This is a genomic window from Curtobacterium flaccumfaciens (assembly GCF_018598405.1).
Lineage (GTDB): Bacteria > Actinomycetota > Actinomycetes > Actinomycetales > Microbacteriaceae > Curtobacterium > Curtobacterium aurantiacum.
This window is the reverse complement of sequence record NZ_JAHEWS010000012.1, coordinates 21264-39641: the sequence shown is the minus strand read 5'-3', so window position 1 is coordinate 39641 and position 18378 is coordinate 21264. Positions and strand designations below refer to the sequence as shown.

The window sequence follows — 18378 nt, the reverse complement described above, 5'->3', positions numbered from 1 at the left end:
ACAGGGCTCCGATCGTCGCGCGGGCTGCCTGCCCGCTTCGTCAGACAACCGTATGGCGAACGACGATCGTGCTCCATGAACCCTTGGTCAGCCTCGCGGGGCGCTCACGCGCGGACCGTGGTCACTTGCCGGCGGCCTCGTTGTACGACTCGATCTGCTTGCCGGCCTGCTGCTCCGCGTCCTGCATCGTCGACTTGACGTCGGCACCCTCGACGATCCGGTTGAAGGCGCCGATGACGGTGGCGCGCACCGTCGGGAACGCTCCGGTGATGCAGCCGGCCGCGGCGACGCTCGTGGGGTCGTCGGCGAGCTGCTGGTACATCGTGGCGATGTTCGGGTCGGACAGGGAGCGCTTGCCCACCGTGGTGTCCTGGGCGTCGGTGTTCATCGCGACGTAGCCGGTCGCCTTCGCCCACTCGGCCTGCACGTCCGGCGTCTGGAGCCACTTGGCGAACGTGTACGACGCCTGCTGCTCGGCGGACGAGTGGCCCTTGCCGGAGATCCACAGCGCGTTGCCGCCGATGACCTGGCCGGCGTCGTCGGAGGCCGACGTGGTGGGGAACCGGGCGACGACCGACTTCGAGCCGTCCGGGTCGACCGTCGTGTAGGCGCCGGACGAGGTCAGCAGCATTCCGACCTTGTTGCTCGAGAACGCCGAGTTCTGCACGGTCGAGTCGGTGCCGGGGTTCAGGGCAGCGCCGTCCTGGTAGAGCTTCTGCAGTGTGGTCATGAACTGCACCTGGGTGTCCGAGGTGAGCGAGACACCGGTGACCGGCTTGCCCTTCCGCCCGTTGTCCGGCGTGCAGAAGGGCTGGCCGCCCGAGGCGCTGAGTTCCTCGAGCATCCACGAGTCGCCCATGTTCATGCTCATGCCGTAGCCACCGGTCGCGGCGTGGATCTTCTCGGCCCAGGTCGCGACCTGCGCCAGCGTCTTCGGCGGCTTCGTGGCGTCGAGGCCGGCCTTCGCGACGAGTGCCTTGTTCAGGTAGAGCACGGGCATCGAGACCGAGAACGGCATCGCCGCGAGTTGCTTGCCGTCGCTGTAGTACGTCGCGGCGGCCGGGGCGATCGTGTCGGTGCCTGACGTCGATCCGCTGATCTTCGCGGGCGACACCGTCTGGCCGGAGTCGATCATGAAGCCGGTCGACACGTCGTTCATCATGAGCAGGTCCGGTGTCGAGCCGGACTGCACCGCCGCCGTGTACTTCGTCTGGACGGCCGCGTAGTCGCCCTGGAACGACGACTTCACGGTGATGTGCTGGTCGTTCTCCTTGTTGAAGCGGGCGACGAGCGCGTCGAGCTCGGTCGCGGGCGGCCCGGACATGGCGTGCCAGAAGTCGACGGTGACGGGGCCGGAGCTGTCCGACGCGGAGCTCGACGTGGAGCACCCGGTCAGGGCGAGGACCGCGACGGCCCCGGAGGCGAGTGCGGTGAGGGCGGTGGAACGACGTGCGGGCATGGTGCGTCCTTCGGGTGTGGGGCGGTCGGGGGTCGGGGAGGGGATCGAGCGTGTCGTCACTTGAGCGCCCCGGCGGTGAGGCCGCCGGCGAGGAACCGCTGGGCGACGAGGACGAGGACCAGGACGGGGAGGGTCACCATGGCGGCGCCGGCGAGGACCACGCCGATGTCGGCGGCCTCGGCGTCGGACAGCTGGGCGATGCCGACCTGCACGGTGCGGTGCTCCGGCGAGTTGGTGACGAGGAGCGGCCAGAAGAACCCGTTCCAGGCGGCCGTCGCGCTCACCAGGGTGACCGAGACGAGCGTCGGGCGGGTGAGCGGCAGAAGCATGGACCGGATGAACCGGAAGTGTCCGGCGCCGTCGAGCACCGCGGCTTCGCGCAGCTCGTCCGGGAAGCTCAGGAACGCCTGGCGGAACAGGAAGATCGTCAGCGCCGAGGCCACGAACGGCAGGAAGACGACCAGGAGCGTGTCGATGAGGTGCCAGGACGCGACGGTCAGGTAGTTCGCGATCAGGGTCGTCTCGCCGGGGATCATCATGCTGGCGAGCAGGACGAGGAACAGGGCACGGGTGCCCCGGAGCCGACAGAACACCAGGGCGTAGGCGGTGATGATGCCGATGACGACCTGCAGCACCGTCTGGGCGAGGGTGACGACGACGCTGTTCAGGAACTGCTGCCCGAGCGGGACGACCTGCGTGGCGCGGACGATGTTGTCGAGCGTCAGGTGGATCGGCACGAGACCGGCGAGGCCCTGGTCCAGGTACCGGGTCGGGGTGAGGGCGCCCTCGAACACGTAGTAGAGCGGGAAGCAGACGACGACGACCGCGATGACGAGCCAGGCGTAGACCAAGACGCTCCGGAGCCGGCGTGCGGTGACGGGGCGCATCAGTAGTTCACCCGCTTCTCGAGCACGCCGAACTGCACGAGCGACAGCCCGAGGACCAGCAGGAACAGGACGACCCCGAGCGCGGCGGCGAGGCCGAAGTTCGCGCTGCCGGACCCGAACGCCTGCTGGTAGATCGCGTAGACGAGGGTCTTCGACGAGTCGGCCGGACCGCCGCCGGTGAGGATCTGGATCTGCCCAAAGGTCGTGAGTGCCTCGACGGTGCCGGTCACGACGACGAAGAAGAGCGTCGGCGTGACGAGCGGCAGGGAGATCGACCAGAGTGTCCGCACGGGCCCGGCGCCGTCGAGGTGCGCCGCCTCGATGACGTCCTGGTCGATGGCGCCGAACGCTCCGAGCAGGAGCAGCACGGTGAACCCGAGCGACCCCCAGATCGTTACGACGATGACGCTCGCCAGGGCCCACTGCGTGCTCGTCAGGAACGGCACGGGCGCGCCACCCAACTGGGTGATCACCGTGTTCAGCAATCCGTTGCTGGGTGCGAGCATCGCCGCGAACGCGACGGACCCCGCTGACACGGACACGACCATGGGCGCCGTCAGGAGCGCGCGGAAGACCGGCAGGCCGCGGAGCTTCACGGTCAGGGGGATCACGACGAGCAGACCGAACACGATGCGGCCGACGACCACGCCGACGCAGAAGACCGCGGTGGTCAGCATCGTCCGTCCGAATGCGGGGTCGGTGAACGTGCGGACGTAGTTCTGCAGCCCCACCGAGCCCGCCGGCTGACCGAAGATGTCGGTGCCCTGGGTGCTGAGGACCAGGACGCGGCCGAGCGGGTAGAAGACGAAGACCGCGAACGCGAGCAGCGCCGGTGCGAGGAGCACCAGACCGAGTCGGCGGTCCGAGCGCAACGAGGACCGCGTCGTCCGGGTCGCCCGGGGTGGACGCGGCGACCCTGCGGTACGCGGGGGACCGGCGACCAGGCCGGACCTGACGGGGACCGTCATGGGGCGGACTCCTCCGAGTAGGGAACGTTCCCTAACCGGGAACGACTCCACTGTGCGGCGGGGGTCGAAGACCGGTCAAGGCACGTCGACCACCCGCCGTCACCCGTTCACGCCGCGTTCAACCCCTCCGCCGATCGGGTGTCGACGTTCACCGCCGCACGCCGCGCGTTCACCTCGGGTTCGGCCCGTCGACCGGCGTGGTTCGCCGTCCAGGGGCCTCGACGTCGTAGAACCGGGGACCATGCGAACCGTTCCTGCTCCCCAGACACTCCGGGTGATCGCCGAGGAAGCCGCGCGCACCGTCGCGCCCGACCTGCTCGCCGTGTTCCGCGCCCCGATGACGATCAGCACGAAGCGCGATGCGCACGACGTGGTGACCCTGCACGACCGCGCGGCGGAGGAGGCGATCACGGCGGTGCTCACCGCCGCCGTGCCGGGCTCCGTCGTGCTCGGCGAAGAAGGCGGCACCACCGGCGCCACCGGCACCACCGGCACCACCGGCACCACCGGCACCGCTGGGGGCGTCGGCAGCACCGACGGCCCCGTGGTGCGGTGGATCGTGGACCCGATCGACGGCACTGCGAACTTCGCCCGCGGACTCGCGTACTGGTGCATCTCGATCGCGGCCGAGGTCGACGGCGAGGTCGACGCCGGGGTGGTCTTCGACCCGGTCGCCGACCACGTGTTCGCGGCGGACGACGACGGCGCCTGGCTCGACGGTGCGCCGATGCACTCGTCGTCGGGGCCGGACGACGCAGCGACGGTGCTGACGAGCTTTCCGGTGCAGCAGGACCTCGACCTGCTCGGCGAGGCCGCGGCGTTCGACCTGCTCCGGGATCTGACGCTCCGGTACCGCCACCACCACAGCCTCGGCAGCGGTGCCCTCAACCTGGTGCACGTCGCCGCCGGGTGGTCGGACGTCACGATGGGCTTCGCTACGCACCCGTGGGACGTCGCCGCCGGCGCGCTGGTGCTCGAGCGCGCCGGCGGGTGGTTCCGGGGCTTCCGTCGGGGCGAAGCCGTCGGCCGCGCCCACCTGGCGGACGACTACGTCGCCGCCGGCGCCGGGGGATCGCACGCCGAGCTGGTGCGCCGGGTGCAGGAGCTGTCGGCCACGACCGCCACCGGCTGAGCCGCCGGCCCGCCCGCCGGCCGATTCGACGTGGGCGTCGCGAGCGGTCAGTCGAGCGGGTGCCCGGCGACCGCCCTCGCGGTGGACCCACGCGGCAGCAGGTGCGTCGGGAGCACCTCGTGCCGGTCGCCGCGGCGGCCCCGGAGCCGCTCGACCACGAGCTCGACCGCCCGCGCACCCATCCGGACGCGCGGCTGGTCGACACTCGTCAGGTCGAGCCGTTCGCCGAGGCCGGTGCCGTCGAACCCGGTCACCGCCGCCATCCGGGGGAGCGCGAGTCCCGCGCCGTCGGCGATCGCCACGAGCCGCGCCGCGGTCGCGTCGTTCGTCCCGACGAAGGCCGTCACCCCGTCACCGAGGTGCCGGGCGATCCGCGCCGGGTCGGCCGCCAGGGCCGCGACGTCGTCGACGCGGTGGTCGCCTGGCTTGCCGAGCTGCGCAGCGACCGCGGCGTGCGCGACGGCGCGACGGGTCGTCGAGGGGTGGTCGGACTCCGCCACGAAGCACGTGCGCCGGTGTCCTAGTGCGGCGAGGTGGAGCACCAGTTCGCGCATGCCCGACTCCTCGTCGGCGCGCACGGTGTCGAGTCCGAGACCCGCGAGCGCCGACCCGCTCGACCCGAGGACCGCGACCGGCAGGTCGCACGCGACCGCAGCCAGCCGTGCCGGGGCGAGCCGACTGCTCAGGACCGCGACCCCGAGGACACCGTCGGCCGATCCGTGGGAGGCGTGCAGGGCCTCCAGGCCGTCGGCCAACCGGGCAGGGTCACGGAACCCGTCCACGACCCGGAGCGCGAACCCCAGGGTCTGCGCGGTCGCGCGTGCGCTCCGGAGCGCTTCGTCGTGGAACGGGTTCGCGGCTTCGGTGACGACCACCCCGAGTACGAGCGGCGCGCCCTGCGCGCGTCGCCTGGCGAGCGAACCGACCGGGAGGCCCAGCTCGTCCGCCGTCCGCACCGCGAGTTCCCGACGTGGCCGGGACACACCGTCGTCGCCCCGCAGGGCGAGTGACACGAGCGATCGCGAGATGGCGCACCGCTCGGCGACGTCGCGGAGGGTCGCGGCCACGGTCAGGCGAGCTTCCAGGTGTGGACGTGCTCCCACGTCATCGTCTGCCACCAGCGACCGGACCAGTCCGGGCTCGCGGTGCGGTAGAGCACGACGGTGTCGCCGCGGAACCCGGTCGGCACGTCGACGTCGAGCTCGCGGATGAACGCGCCGACCTCGTCGTGCAGGTCCGGTCGGCCGTACAGGTCGTGTGAGGCGAGCGAGAGGTGCGCGCGGTACTGCTCCGGGTCGTAGTCGTTCGCCAGCGGGACCTGCATCGGCTGCCGGAACGGTGCGACCACGGCGTCGATGTCGGCGGCGAGCCGGACGAAGTCGTCGTTGTGCGAGCCGTCCGGTCGGGTCGCGACGTCGTAGACGAACCCGATGCCCTGTTCACGGACGCCGGCGTTGTGGACGTCGAACGCCGGTCGGCCGTCGAGCAGTGCCGTGACGGCCGCGACGACCTGGTCCTCGTGGCTGCCGAACGGCTGGCTGCCGACGAGTGTGGCGTGCGGGGGGAAAGCGCCGGCCGACAGCAGGCCGTACTGCGCCCGGAGCTGGTCGGTGACGACCGTGACGGCTCGGCAGGTGCGGGCGTCCGGGCGCAGGTAGATGCCGTGGCGGTACGGGTCGCTCGGGTCGCGCGGCAGCTTGGCGGTGACGTTCTGGGGCATGGGTCCGTCCGGGATCGGGGATGGGGAACGTTCCCGATGGTCGGGAACGTTCCCCATGATCGACGGGACGTGCCCGGATCTCACCCGTCGGTCCGTGACGGAACGGTGAACGATGGGTGTCGGCGACGCGGGGTCGGCCGTTCTCGTCCGTGCGCTCCGCCCGGCGCTCAGACCCGGGCGGCGGTCCGGCCCGGTACCAGGGTGCCGTCGACCGCGTTGTGGGTGACGCCCGTCGAACGGCCGTCGATCTGGTCGACCACGTCGTCGACGGACAGGCGCCCGATCAGGCCGAGCGGCTGTCGCCACGAGGTGATGCCGAGCAGCTCGGTGGCGAGCGGGGCGACCCCGTCGTAGCCCGTGACCGACAGGTCGTCCGGTGCGCGGAGGCCGCGGCGGCGCATCGACTCGAGCACGCCGACGGCCCAGCGGTCGCTCGGTGCCATGATCGCCGTGACACCGCCTGCCCGCAGGACCTGCTCGACGAACGAGTCGAGGTCCTCGGGGTCTGCTCCGTGGTCCTCGGAGCGGATCCGGAGCACCTCGGCGCCGCGCGCACGGAGTCGGCGCACCATCGCGTCGGTGCGTGCCGACTGCGTCAGTGAACCGGCCGGTGTGACCGTCAGCACGGCGACGCGACGGTGTCCGAGGTCGGCGACGTGGTCGGCGAGGCCGCGTCCGCCACCGCGCTCGTCGCAGTACGCGCTGCTCACCGCGTCGTTCGTCTCGGGGCGCCCGGAGACCACGGTCGGGATGCGGCCGGCGAAGGGCAGGACGTCGGCGATCGGCAGGGCGCCGCTGCAGACGATGAGCCCCTCGACGCGCAGGGAGACCAGGGTCTCGAGCGCCCGGCGTTCCTCGCTGACCGGGAACGACCCCGCACCGGTGGCGGTGACGACGCGGTACCCGCGCGCCGCGGCCTGCAGCTGGAACGCGGTCAGCAGGTGCCCGTAGAAGGGGGTGGAGGCGTCGCGGACGAACACCCCGAGCGTGTGCGTGCGGTGTGCCGACATGCCGCGGGCGTTCGCGTTCGCGACGTAGCCGAGGTCGATGGCGGCGCGCTTGACCCGCTCGGTCGTCGACGGAGCAACGCCGTACGCGCCGGCGAGGGCGCGGGAGACGACCGACTTCGACACACCGGCCAGGGCGGCGACGTCGTGGATGGTCGGGACGGCGGGGTGTCCGGTCACCGCGGGCGCCGTTGTCTGGAGGACTGCACGACTGTCACGGTAGCCGGAGGGACGCCCGGACCGGGCGACGGTGGTGGTGAACAGTTGGTCACGCCGACCGCCCGGCGCGGCGCGCGGGCGGTCGGTGTGGGTGCCGGGTCAGCGCTTCGTCGCCGGGCGACGGACCGTCAGGCGGTACTCCTCCTTCGTGGTGCCGTCCTGGGCGGTGACCGTGATGCGTGCCGTCCGGCCGGACACGTGCACTGTGGCGACCGCGTTCGGGTTCGTGGTGTGCACGTGGACGTCGGCGACGCGCAGCGTCCGGACCGGGGCGGTCACGGTCGCACCGTGCGACGAGGCAGCGGCGGGCAGGTGGACACGCACGCCGGCGACCGCGATCGAGGACACGGTGGCGTCGTTCGACACGAGGAAACGCTCGCGCAGGGCGGCGGCCTCGTGCTTGGTCACGCCGATCGTGTCGGTCAGGTACGAGCCCATGCCGCCGTACTCGGTCGCGATGTCCTGCTCGAAGGTGCCCTGCAGCAGCTGCGGTGTCGCCCAGGTCACGCCGAGCTGCGTGTTCGAGAGCAGGTAGTCGTGCAGGATGTCCGCGCTGTCCACGCCGAGCACCCGGTCGAGCAGGTCCACCACGGTGCCGGTGCGGTCCATGCCGTGGGAGCAGTGGATCAGGACCGTGCCGCTGGTGTGCGTGGCGAGGATCCGCAGCACGCGGCGGTACGCGGTGATCATCGACCCGGGTGTCGCCTGGTCGACCCGGCCCTTGTCGACCAGGTCGTGGTACATCGCGGTGTCGTCGCTGTAGTCGCCGTCCGCGCCGAACATCGAGATGTCGACGTGGCGTGCACCCGGGATCGCGACGTCCGGCTTCGCGGCGATCTGGGACGGGGTGCGCAGGTCGACGACGAGGTCGACGTGGTACTCGTCGGCCAGGGTCGTGGCCCCGGCGGCGGTGATCTTGTCGAGTGACTCGGAGCGGATCAGGCGCGGGGCGTTCACGGTCTGCCCCGACCGTCCGTGGACCGCGGCGATTTCGCGGCCGTTGACCAGACCGGGGACGTCGGTGACCGGGTGGTCGGCGGCGGTGAACGCCGGCTGCAGGGTGGTGTCGGCGTGGGCGGCCGTGACGGAGAACGCGGCGGAGGCGACGACGGCCAGGCCGGCGAGGGCGGTCGCTGCGACGCGGGTGGTGCGCGGGGAACCGGTGAGTGCGGAGTGGGTGAGTGGGGAGCGGCGGAGCGGGGACACGGGGCAACCTCGATCTGATCAGGACCCGGGGGTCGTGGGGAGCCGGACGTGGTGGCGTCCGGCTCCCCGCAGGATCGCGGCGCGGGTCGTCGGCGGTGTGGCGCCGAGGTGGCCGGGGCGTGTCCGGGTCATGAGGCAGCGCTCAGTCGCCCAACCGGCCGCGGGCGGGTGTTGACCCGTCCGCGGCCCACTCAGGACGCCGGGGCCAGCCGGTACCGGAACAGCTCGGTGAGCATCTGCTGCACGGGTGTGTAGAGCATCACGGTCGTGCTGGTCGCTGCCTTCGTCGAGCTGCCCGAGATGATCCCGTAGAGCCGGTTCGTGGCGCTGAGCACCGGTCCGCCGGCGTCACCCGGCTCGATGCCGGCGCCGGCGCGCGCGGCGGCGAGGTGCTGCACGCCGGGATGGCTCCCTGCCGGCACGCGTGTGGCCGTCCATGAGCAGAGCAGCCCGCTCGCCGCACCGCTGGTGCAGAAGGGATCGGCATCAGGCTTGCCGATGCCGGTGACGGCGGCGCGTGCCAGGCCCCCGTCCACCCGGTTGAACACGCGACCCGATGCCCGGGGCGTCCACGTTGCGACGGACTGGTCGCACGAGCCGGTCGCCGCCCGGGCCCGGGTGCACGCCAGGGGCGGGACGACGGCGAGTTCGAGGTCCGACTCCGCGGACTGCCAGACCACGTTGCCGACGGTCGCGCCGTCGAGCTGCACGGGAGCCTGCAGCGGCGCGCAGTGCTTCGCGAGCACGACCCACCGGGTCGCTCGCTGGTACTGCTTGAGCTGGCTCCGGAACCCCTTGGCGGACAGCACGGCACCGACCGTGCAGGACCCGCCGGGGACACCGACCTCGGTGCCGGCGATGATCGGCGCTGCGACCCGGTCGGGGTTGTTCGTGGTGGCCGAGGCCGACGGAGCCCCGGTGAGGGTGGCCCCGACGACGGCGGCAAGTGACACCGCGACGGCCAGGGAGCGGACGAGCGCCGGTTGCGCGTGGCGGGTCACGGGTCAGCCGAGCGTGCGGGTGCCGTTGACGCGTCCGATCACCGACAGGGTGTCCGGGTCGCTGAGACGGGCGTGCCAGTGCAGTGTCGTGGTGCCGCGCGGCAGGTCCGGGAACGCTGCGGTGAAGCGGTAGTGGCCGCTGGCGCTGACGACGTCGTCGCCCGAGGTGACCTCGGCGATGTGCTTGTTGAACAGGCCCCGCGGCTTGCCCGGTGCGTCGTAGTAGACGATGACCAGGGTCCCGGGCTTCCCGGTCCCGGCGAAGGTGATGCCGGTGAAGCTCTTCCGGTCGGGCCCGCCGTGGGTCTTCGCGGTGAACGCCACGGTCGCAGCCCGGGGCGAGGTGTGTGTGGCGTGCGCCGTGTGGGAGATCGTGGCGGCTCCGGCCTGCGCGGGGACCAGGACGCCGGCGGCGAGCGCACCGCCGAGGGTGACGCAGGTCGCGATCACGGTCAGTCGGCGGACCGACGGGGAGCGGTGGGTGGACGGGGTCGAACGCATGGGGACTCCTCGCTTCGTGGGGGGATGGGCCGGGGTGGCCCGGTGTGCGTGAACGCTAACAACGTGCTAGACGATCGTCTAGCGAAATCCTGAAGCTGAGGGGATCAGAGGTATTGCGCCCGGTGCGACCGCTGCCGACTCCTGGTCAGACGTTCGTATGATGAACCAAGACCCGACCGAGGAGTGCGATGAACCAGCGGCAGCAGGCGAAGACCCGGACCCGCGAGCAGATCATCGAGGCTGCGGCGGCGGTGTTCGCGAGCCACGGCTACGCGGGGACCTCGTTCGCACGGGTCGCCGCCGCGATGGACCGCCCGAAGTCGGCGATCGGCTACCACGTGTTCTCGTCCAAGCACGAACTCGCCTCCGCGGTCATCGAGCGGCAGCAGGCGCGCTGGGCGGCGATCGACTCGCTGATCCGGCAGCCCGAGGGGCTCGAGCACCTGCTCGTCATGCTCACGTCCGCCTGTTCCGACGCCATACGGTGTCCGGTGGCTGCCGGCGCGATCCGCCTGAGTCACGAACTCCGCGGTGCGGGGGAGGTGATTCCACGGGTCTTCACGTGGGACGACTACGTCCGTCGGCACCTGTCGGCTTCGAGCGGTGGCACCGGACCGGCCACCGACCCCGAGTGGGCACGTGCGGCGGACCTCGTGCTGACGTCGACCTTCGGGGTGATGTGGGCCCGGACGAGCGCCCGGCTGACGCGGGACACCGAGGGGCAGCTCCGGGATCTGTGGGCGGCGCTGTTCACCGGGCTCGGTCTGCCGGGTGTGCACGCGCTGCTCGAGCAGGTGGAGCCCGTGCGCGTGGGCGGACATCCGGCCGAGGCCGAGGGCTGACCCCGGCGGGCGTGGCATCCCTGCCGTCCCGCCGGGGTGCGTGGCCTACTTCTTCTGCTCGGAGCCGTCCGGGTTCACGACGTACCAGACGCCCTTGTCGCCCTGACCCGTCACGTCACCGGCCTTCTTGTCCCCGATGAAGGTGTAGATCGGTCGGCCGTCGATCGTGATCTGCCGTCCACCGTCCACGCCCGTGATGGTGCCGACCTTGCCGGTGATGCCGGACACCTTGGGTGTCGCCGTCGTCGCCTCGATCGCGGGCCACGCGGTCGCGCAGCCACCGGTGCAGGTGCTCTTGCCGGAGTCCTTGACGTCGGCGTCGAAGTAGTAGGCGGTCATGCCCTTGCCGTCGACGACGACCTTGCCGAGTGTCGTCGCGGCGACGGTCACGTCGACCGACGGTGACGAGTCGGTCGTCGCGGGAGCGTCGCCCTGCGCGGCGGGGGACGGAGAGGGTGATGGCGCTGCGGATCCGGCCGTGGAGCAGCCGGCGAGGCCGAGGGTCAGGAGCAGTGCGGCCCCGAGTGCGATGGACGCGGGTCGGGATGACGGGGTGCGGTGGGGTGTCGACACGGGGGCTCCTCGAGGTCAGGTCTCGCCGCTGACTGCTGGCCAGACGTTCGTCTAGCGAACGTAACCGCAGGACGAGGCGGGAGCCAGCACCCTGCGCGCCCTCTCATCGTGCCGGCCGTGGATCGGTGGTCAGTGCTCGGTGTGCTCGACGAGGTGAACGCCCTCGACACGGCCGAGGACGTCGAGTGACGCGGGGTCGATCAGGCGGGCGCTCCAGGACGCCCGGTCGGCTCCACGGGGCAGCTCGGGCAGCGCCGCCGTGAAGGCGAACCGGCCGGTCGAGCCGACGGCGCTGCTGCCCGGCTCGATCTCCGCGACGCGCTCGTTCCCGGAGTCGTCCCCGGGGCTGCCGTAGTGGACGACGACGACGGCACCGGGGGTGCCCAGTCCGGCGAACCGTACCCTGACCACTCCGCTGGTGCGGACCGTCCGTGGTGGGCGGATCGCGAACCGGTGCGCGCCACTCGTCACGGGCGGTGCCCCGAGTGCGGCGCCGAGTGCGCCGGATGCGCCGAGGCCCGATCGTCTCGGGACCCGGCGTGGTCGGTGACGGTGCGGGCAGGGCGAGGGCGACGGCGAGCGCAGCGATCCCCACGGCGAGGACGATCGGAGACGCCCGGACCCGATCGGTGCTCCGCGGCATGGTCGGCCCCTTCGTGGACGGCTGTGGCGGAAGTCGCCAAGCTCACGCTACCGCTTGGCCAGACGATCGTCTGTGCGCTCGCGCTCGCGCCGCACCAGCGCGCGCCACCGCGGCTGTTCCGAGACGACGACGGCGATGCACAGGACGGTGACGACGATCGCGACCGCCGTCGGCCACACGGCCCAGGCTGCCGCGACCGCCCCCACGAGGTGCGCGAGGACCGAAGCGATCGTGACCATCCCCGGTGCCGCGACCGGCGGGTCACCGCCGGGGCGGTCGCCCGGGGTGCCGAACACCGCCGGCGGCACGACGAGGACCAGGACGGCGGCGATCGCGAGCACCGGCGAGTGGGGCCAGAGCGCCCAGGGCACGGCCACCCACGCGACGAGCTCCGCCAGGAACCGCAGGCCGCCACCGACCGGGCCGTGACCGACGGGCCTCGGCGGGCGCGCCGCCGTGGTGACGGTCATCGTGTGGTCGCGGCACGGAAGCCGCGGTCCAGGAAGTCGACCATCCACGCAGCACTCGCATCGACGTCCGTGTCCATCTGGAACCCGCCGGACGCCTCGATCGTGGCGAACCCGTGCAGGACGCTGCGGAGCACCCGGAGGGCGTGGACCTCTTCAGCCGGGTCGAGTGGGTAGTCGCGGAGCGCCGCGGCGAAGGAGGCCAGGGTGCGGCCGAGTGCGACCGCCAGGGGGTCCTCGGCATCGGTCGGCCGGACGGTCACGGCCGCCTGGTACCGCGCCGGGTGCTCCCGCACGCTCCGGCGGACGGTCTGCACCGCCGCCTCGATCGCGCTGCGGCCGCTGCGTCCCTGCATGGCGTCGCGGAGTGCGTCACCGAGTTCGTTCGCCCCGAGGATCGCGATCCGGCGGGTGAGGTCGCCGAGTCCGTCCACGTGCTTGTACAGCGACGGTGCCTTCACCCCGAGGCGGTCGGCGACGACGCTCATGCTCAGCTGGGCGAGGCCGATCTCGTCGGCCAGCGTCGCCGCCGCGTCGGTGACGGTCGCCGGGTCGAGCCCCGCCCTAGGCAACGGGGCCTGCGGCGGGGAGCGTGCGGGCGAGGAACGGCAGCAGCAGGGCGAGGAGTGCAGCCGGCGTCTCGGTGTGGGGGTAGTGACCGGCGCTCTCGATCACGGCGAGCTCCCCGAGGCCGTCGGGCAGGTCGGCGAGGATCCGCTCGCCCTCGGCGCGGGGGTCGGCCCAGTCCGGGTCGGCACTGCCCTCGACGACCAGCACGGGGCACCGGACGGCACCCAGTTGCTCGCCGGCGTCGGCGGATGACGTCCGGGTCATGGCGCGGAGGACCGCCATTCGCTCCGGTTGCCGCAGGGTCGTCTCGATCCTGCTGCGCTCCGTCGCCCAGTCAGCGGGCTTGGCGGGGACCGCGATGTCGAGGTACGCGAGCCAGCCGGGCAGGCTGCCGCTCGTCATGACCCGCGCGAGCTGGACGGTGCCGGCTCGGTGTCGGCGGTTGCGCAGGAGTCCGCCCAGGTCGACGGACTGCTTGCGCGTGAACGGCGCCAGTTCGACGATGCCCGCGACCAGGTCCGGGGCGGTCGCTGCGGCGATCGTCGCCGCACCCCCGCTGATGGACTGCCCGACGATCACGGCCGGGCCACCGAGGTGTCGGGCGACCGCGACGAGGTCGCGAGCGATGTCGGCGCGCTCGTAGCCCGCCCACCCGGTGCTCGAGTCGCCGCAACCGCGGAGGTCGACGTTCGCCACCCGGTAGCCGGCCGCGACGAGCTCCGGCACGACGAAGCGGTAGGCGTGCCGGCTGTCGCCCATGCCGTGGGCGAGGACCACGAGCGGCCCTGTTCCGGAGAGGTCGTAGGCGATCGTGCCGCCCTCGGTGTCCAGGTGTTCGAGCATGACGTGGCTCCTTCGGCTACAGGTAGTAACTCAAAGGCTAATACCCGTAGCCAAAAAGTCAAGCACAGCTCTCGTCTTCGCTCCGGGTGCTGCGATCATGTCCGGGTGCACCACGACGCAGACCACCCCCGGCAGGACGTCACGACCGTCGAGATCATCGGCGGTCCGGAGCCGGTCACCGTGACCCTCCACCCACCGGACGCCGGGTGGGCTGCGGTCTTCGCGGATCACCGGCGACGCATCCTGGAGGCCCTCCCCGGCTCCGGTACGGACGCTCCGGTCGTCGAGCACATCGGTTCCACGGCCGTCCCCGGCCTGGCAGCGAAACCGATCGTCGACATCGTGGTGGTCGTCCCCGACATCACCGACGAGGCCACGTACCTCGACCCGCTGCTCGCCGCCGGGTACGAGCTCCGCGTCCGTGAACCCGGCCACCGCCTGGTCCGGACGCCCGCCCGTGACGTCCACGTGCACGTCTACGAGCGGGGTGCCACCGCGATCGACGAGTACCTGCTGCTCCGGGACCACCTGCGCGCTGACGCCTGTGACCGGGCGCTGTACGAGCGCACCAAGCGGGAGTTGCTCGACCGGAGCTGGGGCGACATGAACGAGTACGCCGACGCGAAGACCGCGGTGATCGCCGCGATCAAGGAGCGGGCGCGAAGGAGCCGCGCGTCCTGAGACGCGCGGCTCCGGTGTCGAGCCTCAGCTCGTCGGGACGACGTCCCAGTGCTCGCGGATCAGGTTGCCGTCGACGCGGAACAGGTCGGCGGCGCCGAACGGTGCGTCGGCCTTCGCCCCGACCTGCTTCGAGAACGTCCACACCAGGTCGCCGTCGGCGAGTGAGATGACGGACTCCTGCTTCGGCAGGCTCTGCGCGGCGCTGCCGGCGAAGAACTGCTTGAGCGCGGCGGTGCCGTTCGCCGCGACCGAGTTGTGCTGCAGGTACGCCGGGTCGAACCGCTCGTCCAGCACGGACACGTCGTGGTCGCGGAACAGTCGGTCGTACGCGGTCACCGCGAGCACCCGGTTGTGCTCCTCCTGCCGCTCGGTCAGGTGGCGGTCGCGCTTCGCGGCCGGGTACAGGTCGCTGAACATGCTGTTCGTGTTGCCGCTGGCCGGGGTGCCGGTCGGTACGGCCTGGCGGAGCGCCCACCACTCGCTGATGCGACCGTTGCGCATGCGGAAGAGGTCGACGGCGGCGTCACCGGTGCGTTCGTCCGTCGGCTTCGCGGTGATCTGCCAGTGCACGGCCACCAGATCGGCGTCACCGGCGACGTGCTTGATCACCGCGTGGGCGCCGGGCACGCGGGCGCGGTCGGCGGTGAACTCGGCGAGCAGTGCGGCCGGACCCGAGGCGCTCGTCGCACCGTGGGCGACGGCACCGGTCGCGACGGCGGTCCGTGCAGCCGCACGGGCCTTCGCGGACGCGGGGGACCGGAACGCGCACCGGAACAGGTGCCGGACCGTGGCCTCGTTGCGCTGCTCGGCGCGACGGTCGTGCCGCGAGACCGCCGTGCCGCCCGAGGTCGTCCGCGCCGCACGGTCCACCGCGTGGTGCGCGGAGGTCGCCGTGGTGACGGAGGTGGAGGTGGAGGTGTGGAGGGGGGCCGCCACGGCCGGACCGGCCACGAGCGACACGGCGATGGCGACCGGAGCTGCCACCGCACACGCCTTGGCGATGATGGGGAGAAGTGATGTCGTCTGCACGGCAGAACGATGGAACCGGACCCTGGGCGCCGCCGCCTGCCCTGGAGCCGCCACGCGCCGTGACCGTGACCGACTTCTCAGGCGCGGTGCGGGCCTCCTGGGCGGCCTGTGCGCACGCTGCCAGGGTGACCCGCTTGCGCTGGTGATCGACGGCCCGGACCTGTGGGACGGCTCACCCCGCCGTTCAGGCGATGGCAAGCCCGGCGAGCAGCTCCTGCACGCGCGCCCGCACGTCGTCACGGATCGGCCGGACGGCGTCGAGGCCGAGCCCGGCGGGGTCGGTCAGCTCCCAGTCCTCGTAGCGCTTGCCCGGGAACACCGGGCACGCGTCGCCGCAGCCCATCGTGATCACGACGTCCGCGGCGCGCACCGCGTCGGTGCTGAGCAGCGCGGGCTGCTCGCGCCGGATGTCGATGCCCTCCTCGAGCATGGCCGCGACGACCACGGGGTTGAGCTGGTCGGCCGGTTCGGAGCCGGCGCTCCGGACGTCGACGCGGTCGCCCGCCAGGTGCTGCAGGAAGCCGGCGGCCATCTGGGAACGGCCGGCGTTGTGGACGCAGACGAACAGGACGGTGGGCATGCGGGTGCTCCGATCAGAGGACGACGGCGCCGAGCAGGCCGGCTCCGATGACGACGGCCCACGGGGGAGCGGACCAGCGGGTGAGGGCGATGAAGGCCGCGACGGCCAGCGCCAGTGCCGGTGCCGAGCGGACCCCCCCGGTGATGACGGGGTCCCACAGGGCTGCGGCGAGCAGTCCGACGACCCCCGCGTTGACGCCGGCCAGCACGCGGCGGGCCCACGGCAGGGCGCGCAGGGCGTGCCAGAACGGCAGCGCCCCGACGACCAGGAGTGCCGCAGGCAGGAAGATCGCGACGAGGGCCACCGCAGCGCCGACGAGTCCGCTCGGACTGCCGTCGGCGACGGCACCGAGGTACGCGGCGAAGGTGAAGAGCGGCCCGGGCACGGCCTGTGCGGCGCCGTACCCGGCCAGGAAGTCCGCGTGGCCCACCAGGTGCGTGGCCACGGTCTGGGACTCGAGCAGCGGCAGGACGACGTGCCCGCCGCCGAAGACCAACGAGCCCGCCTGCGCGAAGACCCCGAACAGGCGGACGGCCCCGGTGCCGCTCGCGGCGATCGGTGCCACGACGAGCAGGACGGCGAACACGGCGAGCGCCGACACCGCGACCCAGCGGGGGAGCCGCACGGCGAGCTGGGAGCCGGCGTCCTCGGTGCCTGCGACCTCGTCGACCGGGCCGACGACCCGACTCAGCCACAGCACGCCGACCACACCGCACACCGCGATCACCGCGACCTGCGGCCCCGGGCCGGGGACGAGCAGCACCGTGATCGCAGCGGCGGCCGCGATGGTCGCCCGACGGCGGTCCGGTGTGAGCGAGCGCGCCATGCCGAGCACGGCCTGCGCCACGACCGCAGCGGCGGCGGCCTGCAGTCCGAGCAGCCAGCCGGCTCCGGCGAGGTCGGGTGCTCCGGACACGAGGAGGGCGAAGGCCACGAGCAGGACCGCGGACGGCAGCGTGAACCCGCACCAGGCGGCGAGCAGCCCGAGCAGGCCGGCGCGCTGCAGCCCGAGCGCCATCCCGACCTGGCTCGACGCCGGCCCGGGCAGGAACTGGCACAGCGCGACGAGGTCGGCGTAGGCGTCGTCGCTCAGCCAGCGCCGCCGGACCACGAAGGCCTCGCGGAAGTACCCGAGGTGTGCGACCGGTCCGCCGAACGAGGTCAGTCCGAGCCGCAGGAACACCAGGAACACCGACGTCACGGACGACCGCAGGGGCTCGGGGCTCGTCGTCACCCGCTCATCTTGACGACGGCAGATGGTTCAGTCAACATTGAACCGATGAACATCCGGCAGCAGGACCTCGAGCGGCGCGCGGCGCAGCACGCGGCCCTCGGCGACGTCGCCCGCCTGGCGATCGTCGACCTGCTCGCCGCGTCCGACGCCAGCCCGAGCGAGGTGCGGGCCGCCCTCGGGCTCTCGGCGCCGCTGCTGGCACACCACCTGCGGGTCCTCGAACAGGCCGGACTCGTCAGCCGCCGACGCTCCGACGGCGACGGCCGACGCAGCTACCTGCACCTCGAGCCGATCGGTGTCCCGCACGGGTCGGCGGCGGTGCCGGGGCCGGTGTCCCGCGTGCTGTTCGTCTGCACCGGCAACTCGTCGCGCTCCCCGCTGGCCGCGGGCGTCTGGGCGCAGGTCAGCGACGTCCGGTCCCTGTCCGGCGGGACGCGTCCGGCCGCGGCCATCGCGCCGGGGGCGGTCGCCGTCGGCGAGCGCCACGGTCTCGACCTCGGCGACCACGTCCCGCGTGCCTTCCGCGACCTCGTCGCCGACGGGGACCTCGTCGTCACGGTCTGCGACCGCGCGCACGAGTCGATCGACGACGGCGACAGCCTGCACTGGTCGCTGCCGAACCCCTCGCGCGTCGGCACGCCGGGCGCGTACGAGGCCACCTACGCGGACCTCCGGTCCCGCGCCACGGCGCTCGCTGAGCGTCTCGCCGCCTGACGCGGCCCCACGAACGGAACGCCCCGATGAGATCCCCCCTCCTCATCGGGGCGTTCTCCTTGCTCGACCACCTACGGACGGGAGGCACGGGGCGGGCCCGCA

General features: G+C 72.5%; 21 protein-coding genes. 4 read left to right on the top strand and 17 right to left on the bottom strand.

Features of this window, described 5'->3' with window-relative positions:
- Nucleotides 1–121: 121 nt before the first annotated feature.
- Genes KK097_RS09450 through KK097_RS09440 form a run of 3 tightly spaced genes read right to left on the bottom strand, consistent with a single transcriptional unit; the run spans nucleotide 122 to nucleotide 3314 of the window.
- Nucleotides 122–1459 (bottom strand): ABC transporter substrate-binding protein, encoded by a 1338-nt coding sequence (locus KK097_RS09450; protein WP_214544495.1) that lies wholly within the window; start codon nucleotides 1457–1459, stop codon nucleotides 122–124.
- A 56-nt stretch (nucleotides 1460–1515) separates the two neighbouring features.
- A complete protein-coding gene (locus KK097_RS09445; RefSeq protein WP_214544493.1) occupies nucleotides 1516–2346 on the bottom strand; it encodes a carbohydrate ABC transporter permease in 831 nt (276 codons plus the stop codon).
- Nucleotides 2346–3314 (bottom strand): carbohydrate ABC transporter permease, encoded by a 969-nt coding sequence (locus tag KK097_RS09440; protein WP_214544491.1) that lies wholly within the window; start codon nucleotides 3312–3314, stop codon nucleotides 2346–2348. The genes KK097_RS09445 and KK097_RS09440 overlap by 1 nt, the downstream gene beginning before the upstream one ends.
- A 241-nt stretch (nucleotides 3315–3555) precedes the next feature.
- Here KK097_RS09440 and KK097_RS09435 point away from each other — a divergent pair, with 241 nt between their 5' ends.
- Nucleotides 3556–4446 (top strand): inositol monophosphatase family protein, encoded by an 891-nt coding sequence (locus tag KK097_RS09435; protein WP_250896612.1) that lies wholly within the window; start codon nucleotides 3556–3558, stop codon nucleotides 4444–4446.
- Between the two features lie 47 nt (nucleotides 4447–4493).
- Here the strand turns inward: KK097_RS09435 and KK097_RS09430 are convergent, their stop codons facing one another.
- The 6 genes from KK097_RS09430 to KK097_RS09405 all read right to left on the bottom strand — a co-directional run bounded on the left by KK097_RS09430 (nucleotide 4494) and on the right by KK097_RS09405 (nucleotide 10100).
- Nucleotides 4494–5513 (bottom strand): LacI family DNA-binding transcriptional regulator, encoded by a 1020-nt coding sequence (locus KK097_RS09430; protein ID WP_214544489.1) that lies wholly within the window; start codon nucleotides 5511–5513, stop codon nucleotides 4494–4496.
- Between the two features lie 2 nt (nucleotides 5514–5515).
- Nucleotides 5516–6166 carry a 2'-5' RNA ligase family protein gene (locus tag KK097_RS09425; protein WP_214531427.1) on the bottom strand — a complete coding sequence of 217 codons (651 nt, stop codon included), beginning with the start codon at nucleotides 6164–6166 and terminating at the stop codon, nucleotides 5516–5518.
- Between the two features lie 167 nt (nucleotides 6167–6333).
- Complete coding sequence (locus KK097_RS09420) at nucleotides 6334–7353, bottom strand: LacI family DNA-binding transcriptional regulator (protein WP_214544487.1); 1020 nt, start codon at nucleotides 7351–7353, stop codon at nucleotides 6334–6336.
- Between the two features lie 138 nt (nucleotides 7354–7491).
- Complete coding sequence (locus tag KK097_RS09415; RefSeq protein WP_214544485.1) at nucleotides 7492–8598, bottom strand: tyrosine-protein phosphatase; 1107 nt, start codon at nucleotides 8596–8598, stop codon at nucleotides 7492–7494.
- 191 nt (nucleotides 8599–8789) lie between these two features.
- Entirely contained in the window at nucleotides 8790–9599 is an 810-nt protein-coding gene (locus KK097_RS18660) for a trypsin-like serine protease (RefSeq protein WP_214544483.1), read from the bottom strand.
- Nucleotides 9600–9602: 3 nt separating this feature from the next.
- Nucleotides 9603–10100: a hypothetical protein gene (locus tag KK097_RS09405; protein ID WP_214544473.1), complete on the bottom strand. Its 498-nt coding sequence runs from the start codon at nucleotides 10098–10100 to the stop codon at nucleotides 9603–9605.
- Nucleotides 10101–10288: 188 nt separating this feature from the next.
- Between KK097_RS09405 and KK097_RS09400 the strand changes: the two genes are divergently transcribed.
- Nucleotides 10289–10942 (top strand): TetR family transcriptional regulator, encoded by a 654-nt coding sequence (locus KK097_RS09400; protein WP_214544472.1) that lies wholly within the window; start codon nucleotides 10289–10291, stop codon nucleotides 10940–10942.
- Nucleotides 10943–10987: 45 nt separating this feature from the next.
- Here the strand turns inward: KK097_RS09400 and KK097_RS09395 are convergent, their stop codons facing one another.
- The 5 genes from KK097_RS09395 to KK097_RS09375 all read right to left on the bottom strand — a co-directional run bounded on the left by KK097_RS09395 (nucleotide 10988) and on the right by KK097_RS09375 (nucleotide 14038).
- Nucleotides 10988–11515: a COG4315 family predicted lipoprotein gene (locus KK097_RS09395; RefSeq protein ID WP_111033552.1), complete on the bottom strand. Its 528-nt coding sequence runs from the start codon at nucleotides 11513–11515 to the stop codon at nucleotides 10988–10990.
- A 129-nt stretch (nucleotides 11516–11644) separates the two neighbouring features.
- Nucleotides 11645–11926, bottom strand: coding sequence for a hypothetical protein (locus KK097_RS09390; RefSeq protein WP_214544471.1), 282 nt, complete (start codon nucleotides 11924–11926; stop codon nucleotides 11645–11647).
- A gap of 279 nt (nucleotides 11927–12205) precedes the next feature.
- Nucleotides 12206–12628 (bottom strand): hypothetical protein, encoded by a 423-nt coding sequence (locus KK097_RS09385; RefSeq protein WP_214544470.1) that lies wholly within the window; start codon nucleotides 12626–12628, stop codon nucleotides 12206–12208.
- A complete protein-coding gene (locus KK097_RS09380) occupies nucleotides 12625–13197 on the bottom strand; it encodes a TetR/AcrR family transcriptional regulator (protein WP_214544469.1) in 573 nt (190 codons plus the stop codon). The genes KK097_RS09385 and KK097_RS09380 overlap by 4 nt, the downstream gene beginning before the upstream one ends.
- On the bottom strand, nucleotides 13190–14038 hold the full coding sequence (locus KK097_RS09375) for an alpha/beta fold hydrolase (protein WP_214544468.1): 849 nt from the start codon (nucleotides 14036–14038) through the stop codon (nucleotides 13190–13192). The genes KK097_RS09380 and KK097_RS09375 overlap by 8 nt, the downstream gene beginning before the upstream one ends.
- A gap of 105 nt (nucleotides 14039–14143) precedes the next feature.
- Between KK097_RS09375 and KK097_RS09370 the strand changes: the two genes are divergently transcribed.
- Nucleotides 14144–14719, top strand: coding sequence for a GrpB family protein (locus KK097_RS09370; RefSeq protein WP_214544466.1), 576 nt, complete (start codon nucleotides 14144–14146; stop codon nucleotides 14717–14719).
- A gap of 24 nt (nucleotides 14720–14743) precedes the next feature.
- Here KK097_RS09370 and KK097_RS09365 read toward each other — a convergent pair whose 3' ends face one another.
- The 3 genes from KK097_RS09365 to chrA all read right to left on the bottom strand — a co-directional run bounded on the left by KK097_RS09365 (nucleotide 14744) and on the right by chrA (nucleotide 17562).
- Nucleotides 14744–15703, bottom strand: coding sequence for a nuclear transport factor 2 family protein (locus tag KK097_RS09365; RefSeq protein ID WP_214544464.1), 960 nt, complete (start codon nucleotides 15701–15703; stop codon nucleotides 14744–14746).
- 229 nt (nucleotides 15704–15932) lie between these two features.
- Nucleotides 15933–16328 (bottom strand): arsenate reductase ArsC, encoded by a 396-nt coding sequence (locus KK097_RS09360; RefSeq protein WP_214544462.1) that lies wholly within the window; start codon nucleotides 16326–16328, stop codon nucleotides 15933–15935.
- A 13-nt stretch (nucleotides 16329–16341) separates the two neighbouring features.
- Nucleotides 16342–17562 (bottom strand): chromate efflux transporter, encoded by a 1221-nt coding sequence (gene chrA / locus KK097_RS09355; protein WP_214544460.1) that lies wholly within the window; start codon nucleotides 17560–17562, stop codon nucleotides 16342–16344.
- Nucleotides 17563–17607: 45 nt separating this feature from the next.
- Between chrA and KK097_RS09350 the strand changes: the two genes are divergently transcribed.
- Entirely contained in the window at nucleotides 17608–18276 is a 669-nt protein-coding gene (locus KK097_RS09350) for an arsenate reductase/protein-tyrosine-phosphatase family protein (RefSeq protein ID WP_214544458.1), read from the top strand.
- Nucleotides 18277–18378: the final 102 nt, after the last annotated feature.

Excerpts from the sequence above, each read along its gene's own strand:
- KK097_RS09445 (WP_214544493.1), bottom strand. The coding sequence starts at position 2,346 with ATGCGCCCCGTCACCGCACGCCGGCTCCGGAGCGTCTTGGTCTACGCC.
- KK097_RS09375 (WP_214544468.1), bottom strand. The coding sequence starts at position 14,038 with ATGCTCGAACACCTGGACACCGAGGGCGGCACGATCGCCTACGACCTC.
- KK097_RS09450 (WP_214544495.1), bottom strand. The coding sequence starts at position 1,459 with ATGCCCGCACGTCGTTCCACCGCCCTCACCGCACTCGCCTCCGGGGCC.
- KK097_RS09405 (WP_214544473.1), bottom strand. The coding sequence starts at position 10,100 with ATGCGTTCGACCCCGTCCACCCACCGCTCCCCGTCGGTCCGCCGACTG.
- KK097_RS09350 (WP_214544458.1), top strand. The coding sequence starts at position 17,608 with ATGAACATCCGGCAGCAGGACCTCGAGCGGCGCGCGGCGCAGCACGCG.
- KK097_RS09360 (WP_214544462.1), bottom strand. The coding sequence starts at position 16,328 with ATGCCCACCGTCCTGTTCGTCTGCGTCCACAACGCCGGCCGTTCCCAG.
- KK097_RS09440 (WP_214544491.1), bottom strand. The coding sequence starts at position 3,314 with ATGACGGTCCCCGTCAGGTCCGGCCTGGTCGCCGGTCCCCCGCGTACC.
- KK097_RS09400 (WP_214544472.1), top strand. The coding sequence starts at position 10,289 with ATGAACCAGCGGCAGCAGGCGAAGACCCGGACCCGCGAGCAGATCATC.
- KK097_RS09435 (WP_250896612.1), top strand. The coding sequence starts at position 3,556 with ATGCGAACCGTTCCTGCTCCCCAGACACTCCGGGTGATCGCCGAGGAA.
- KK097_RS09425 (WP_214531427.1), bottom strand. The coding sequence starts at position 6,166 with ATGCCCCAGAACGTCACCGCCAAGCTGCCGCGCGACCCGAGCGACCCG.
- KK097_RS09385 (WP_214544470.1), bottom strand. The coding sequence starts at position 12,628 with ATGACCGTCACCACGGCGGCGCGCCCGCCGAGGCCCGTCGGTCACGGC.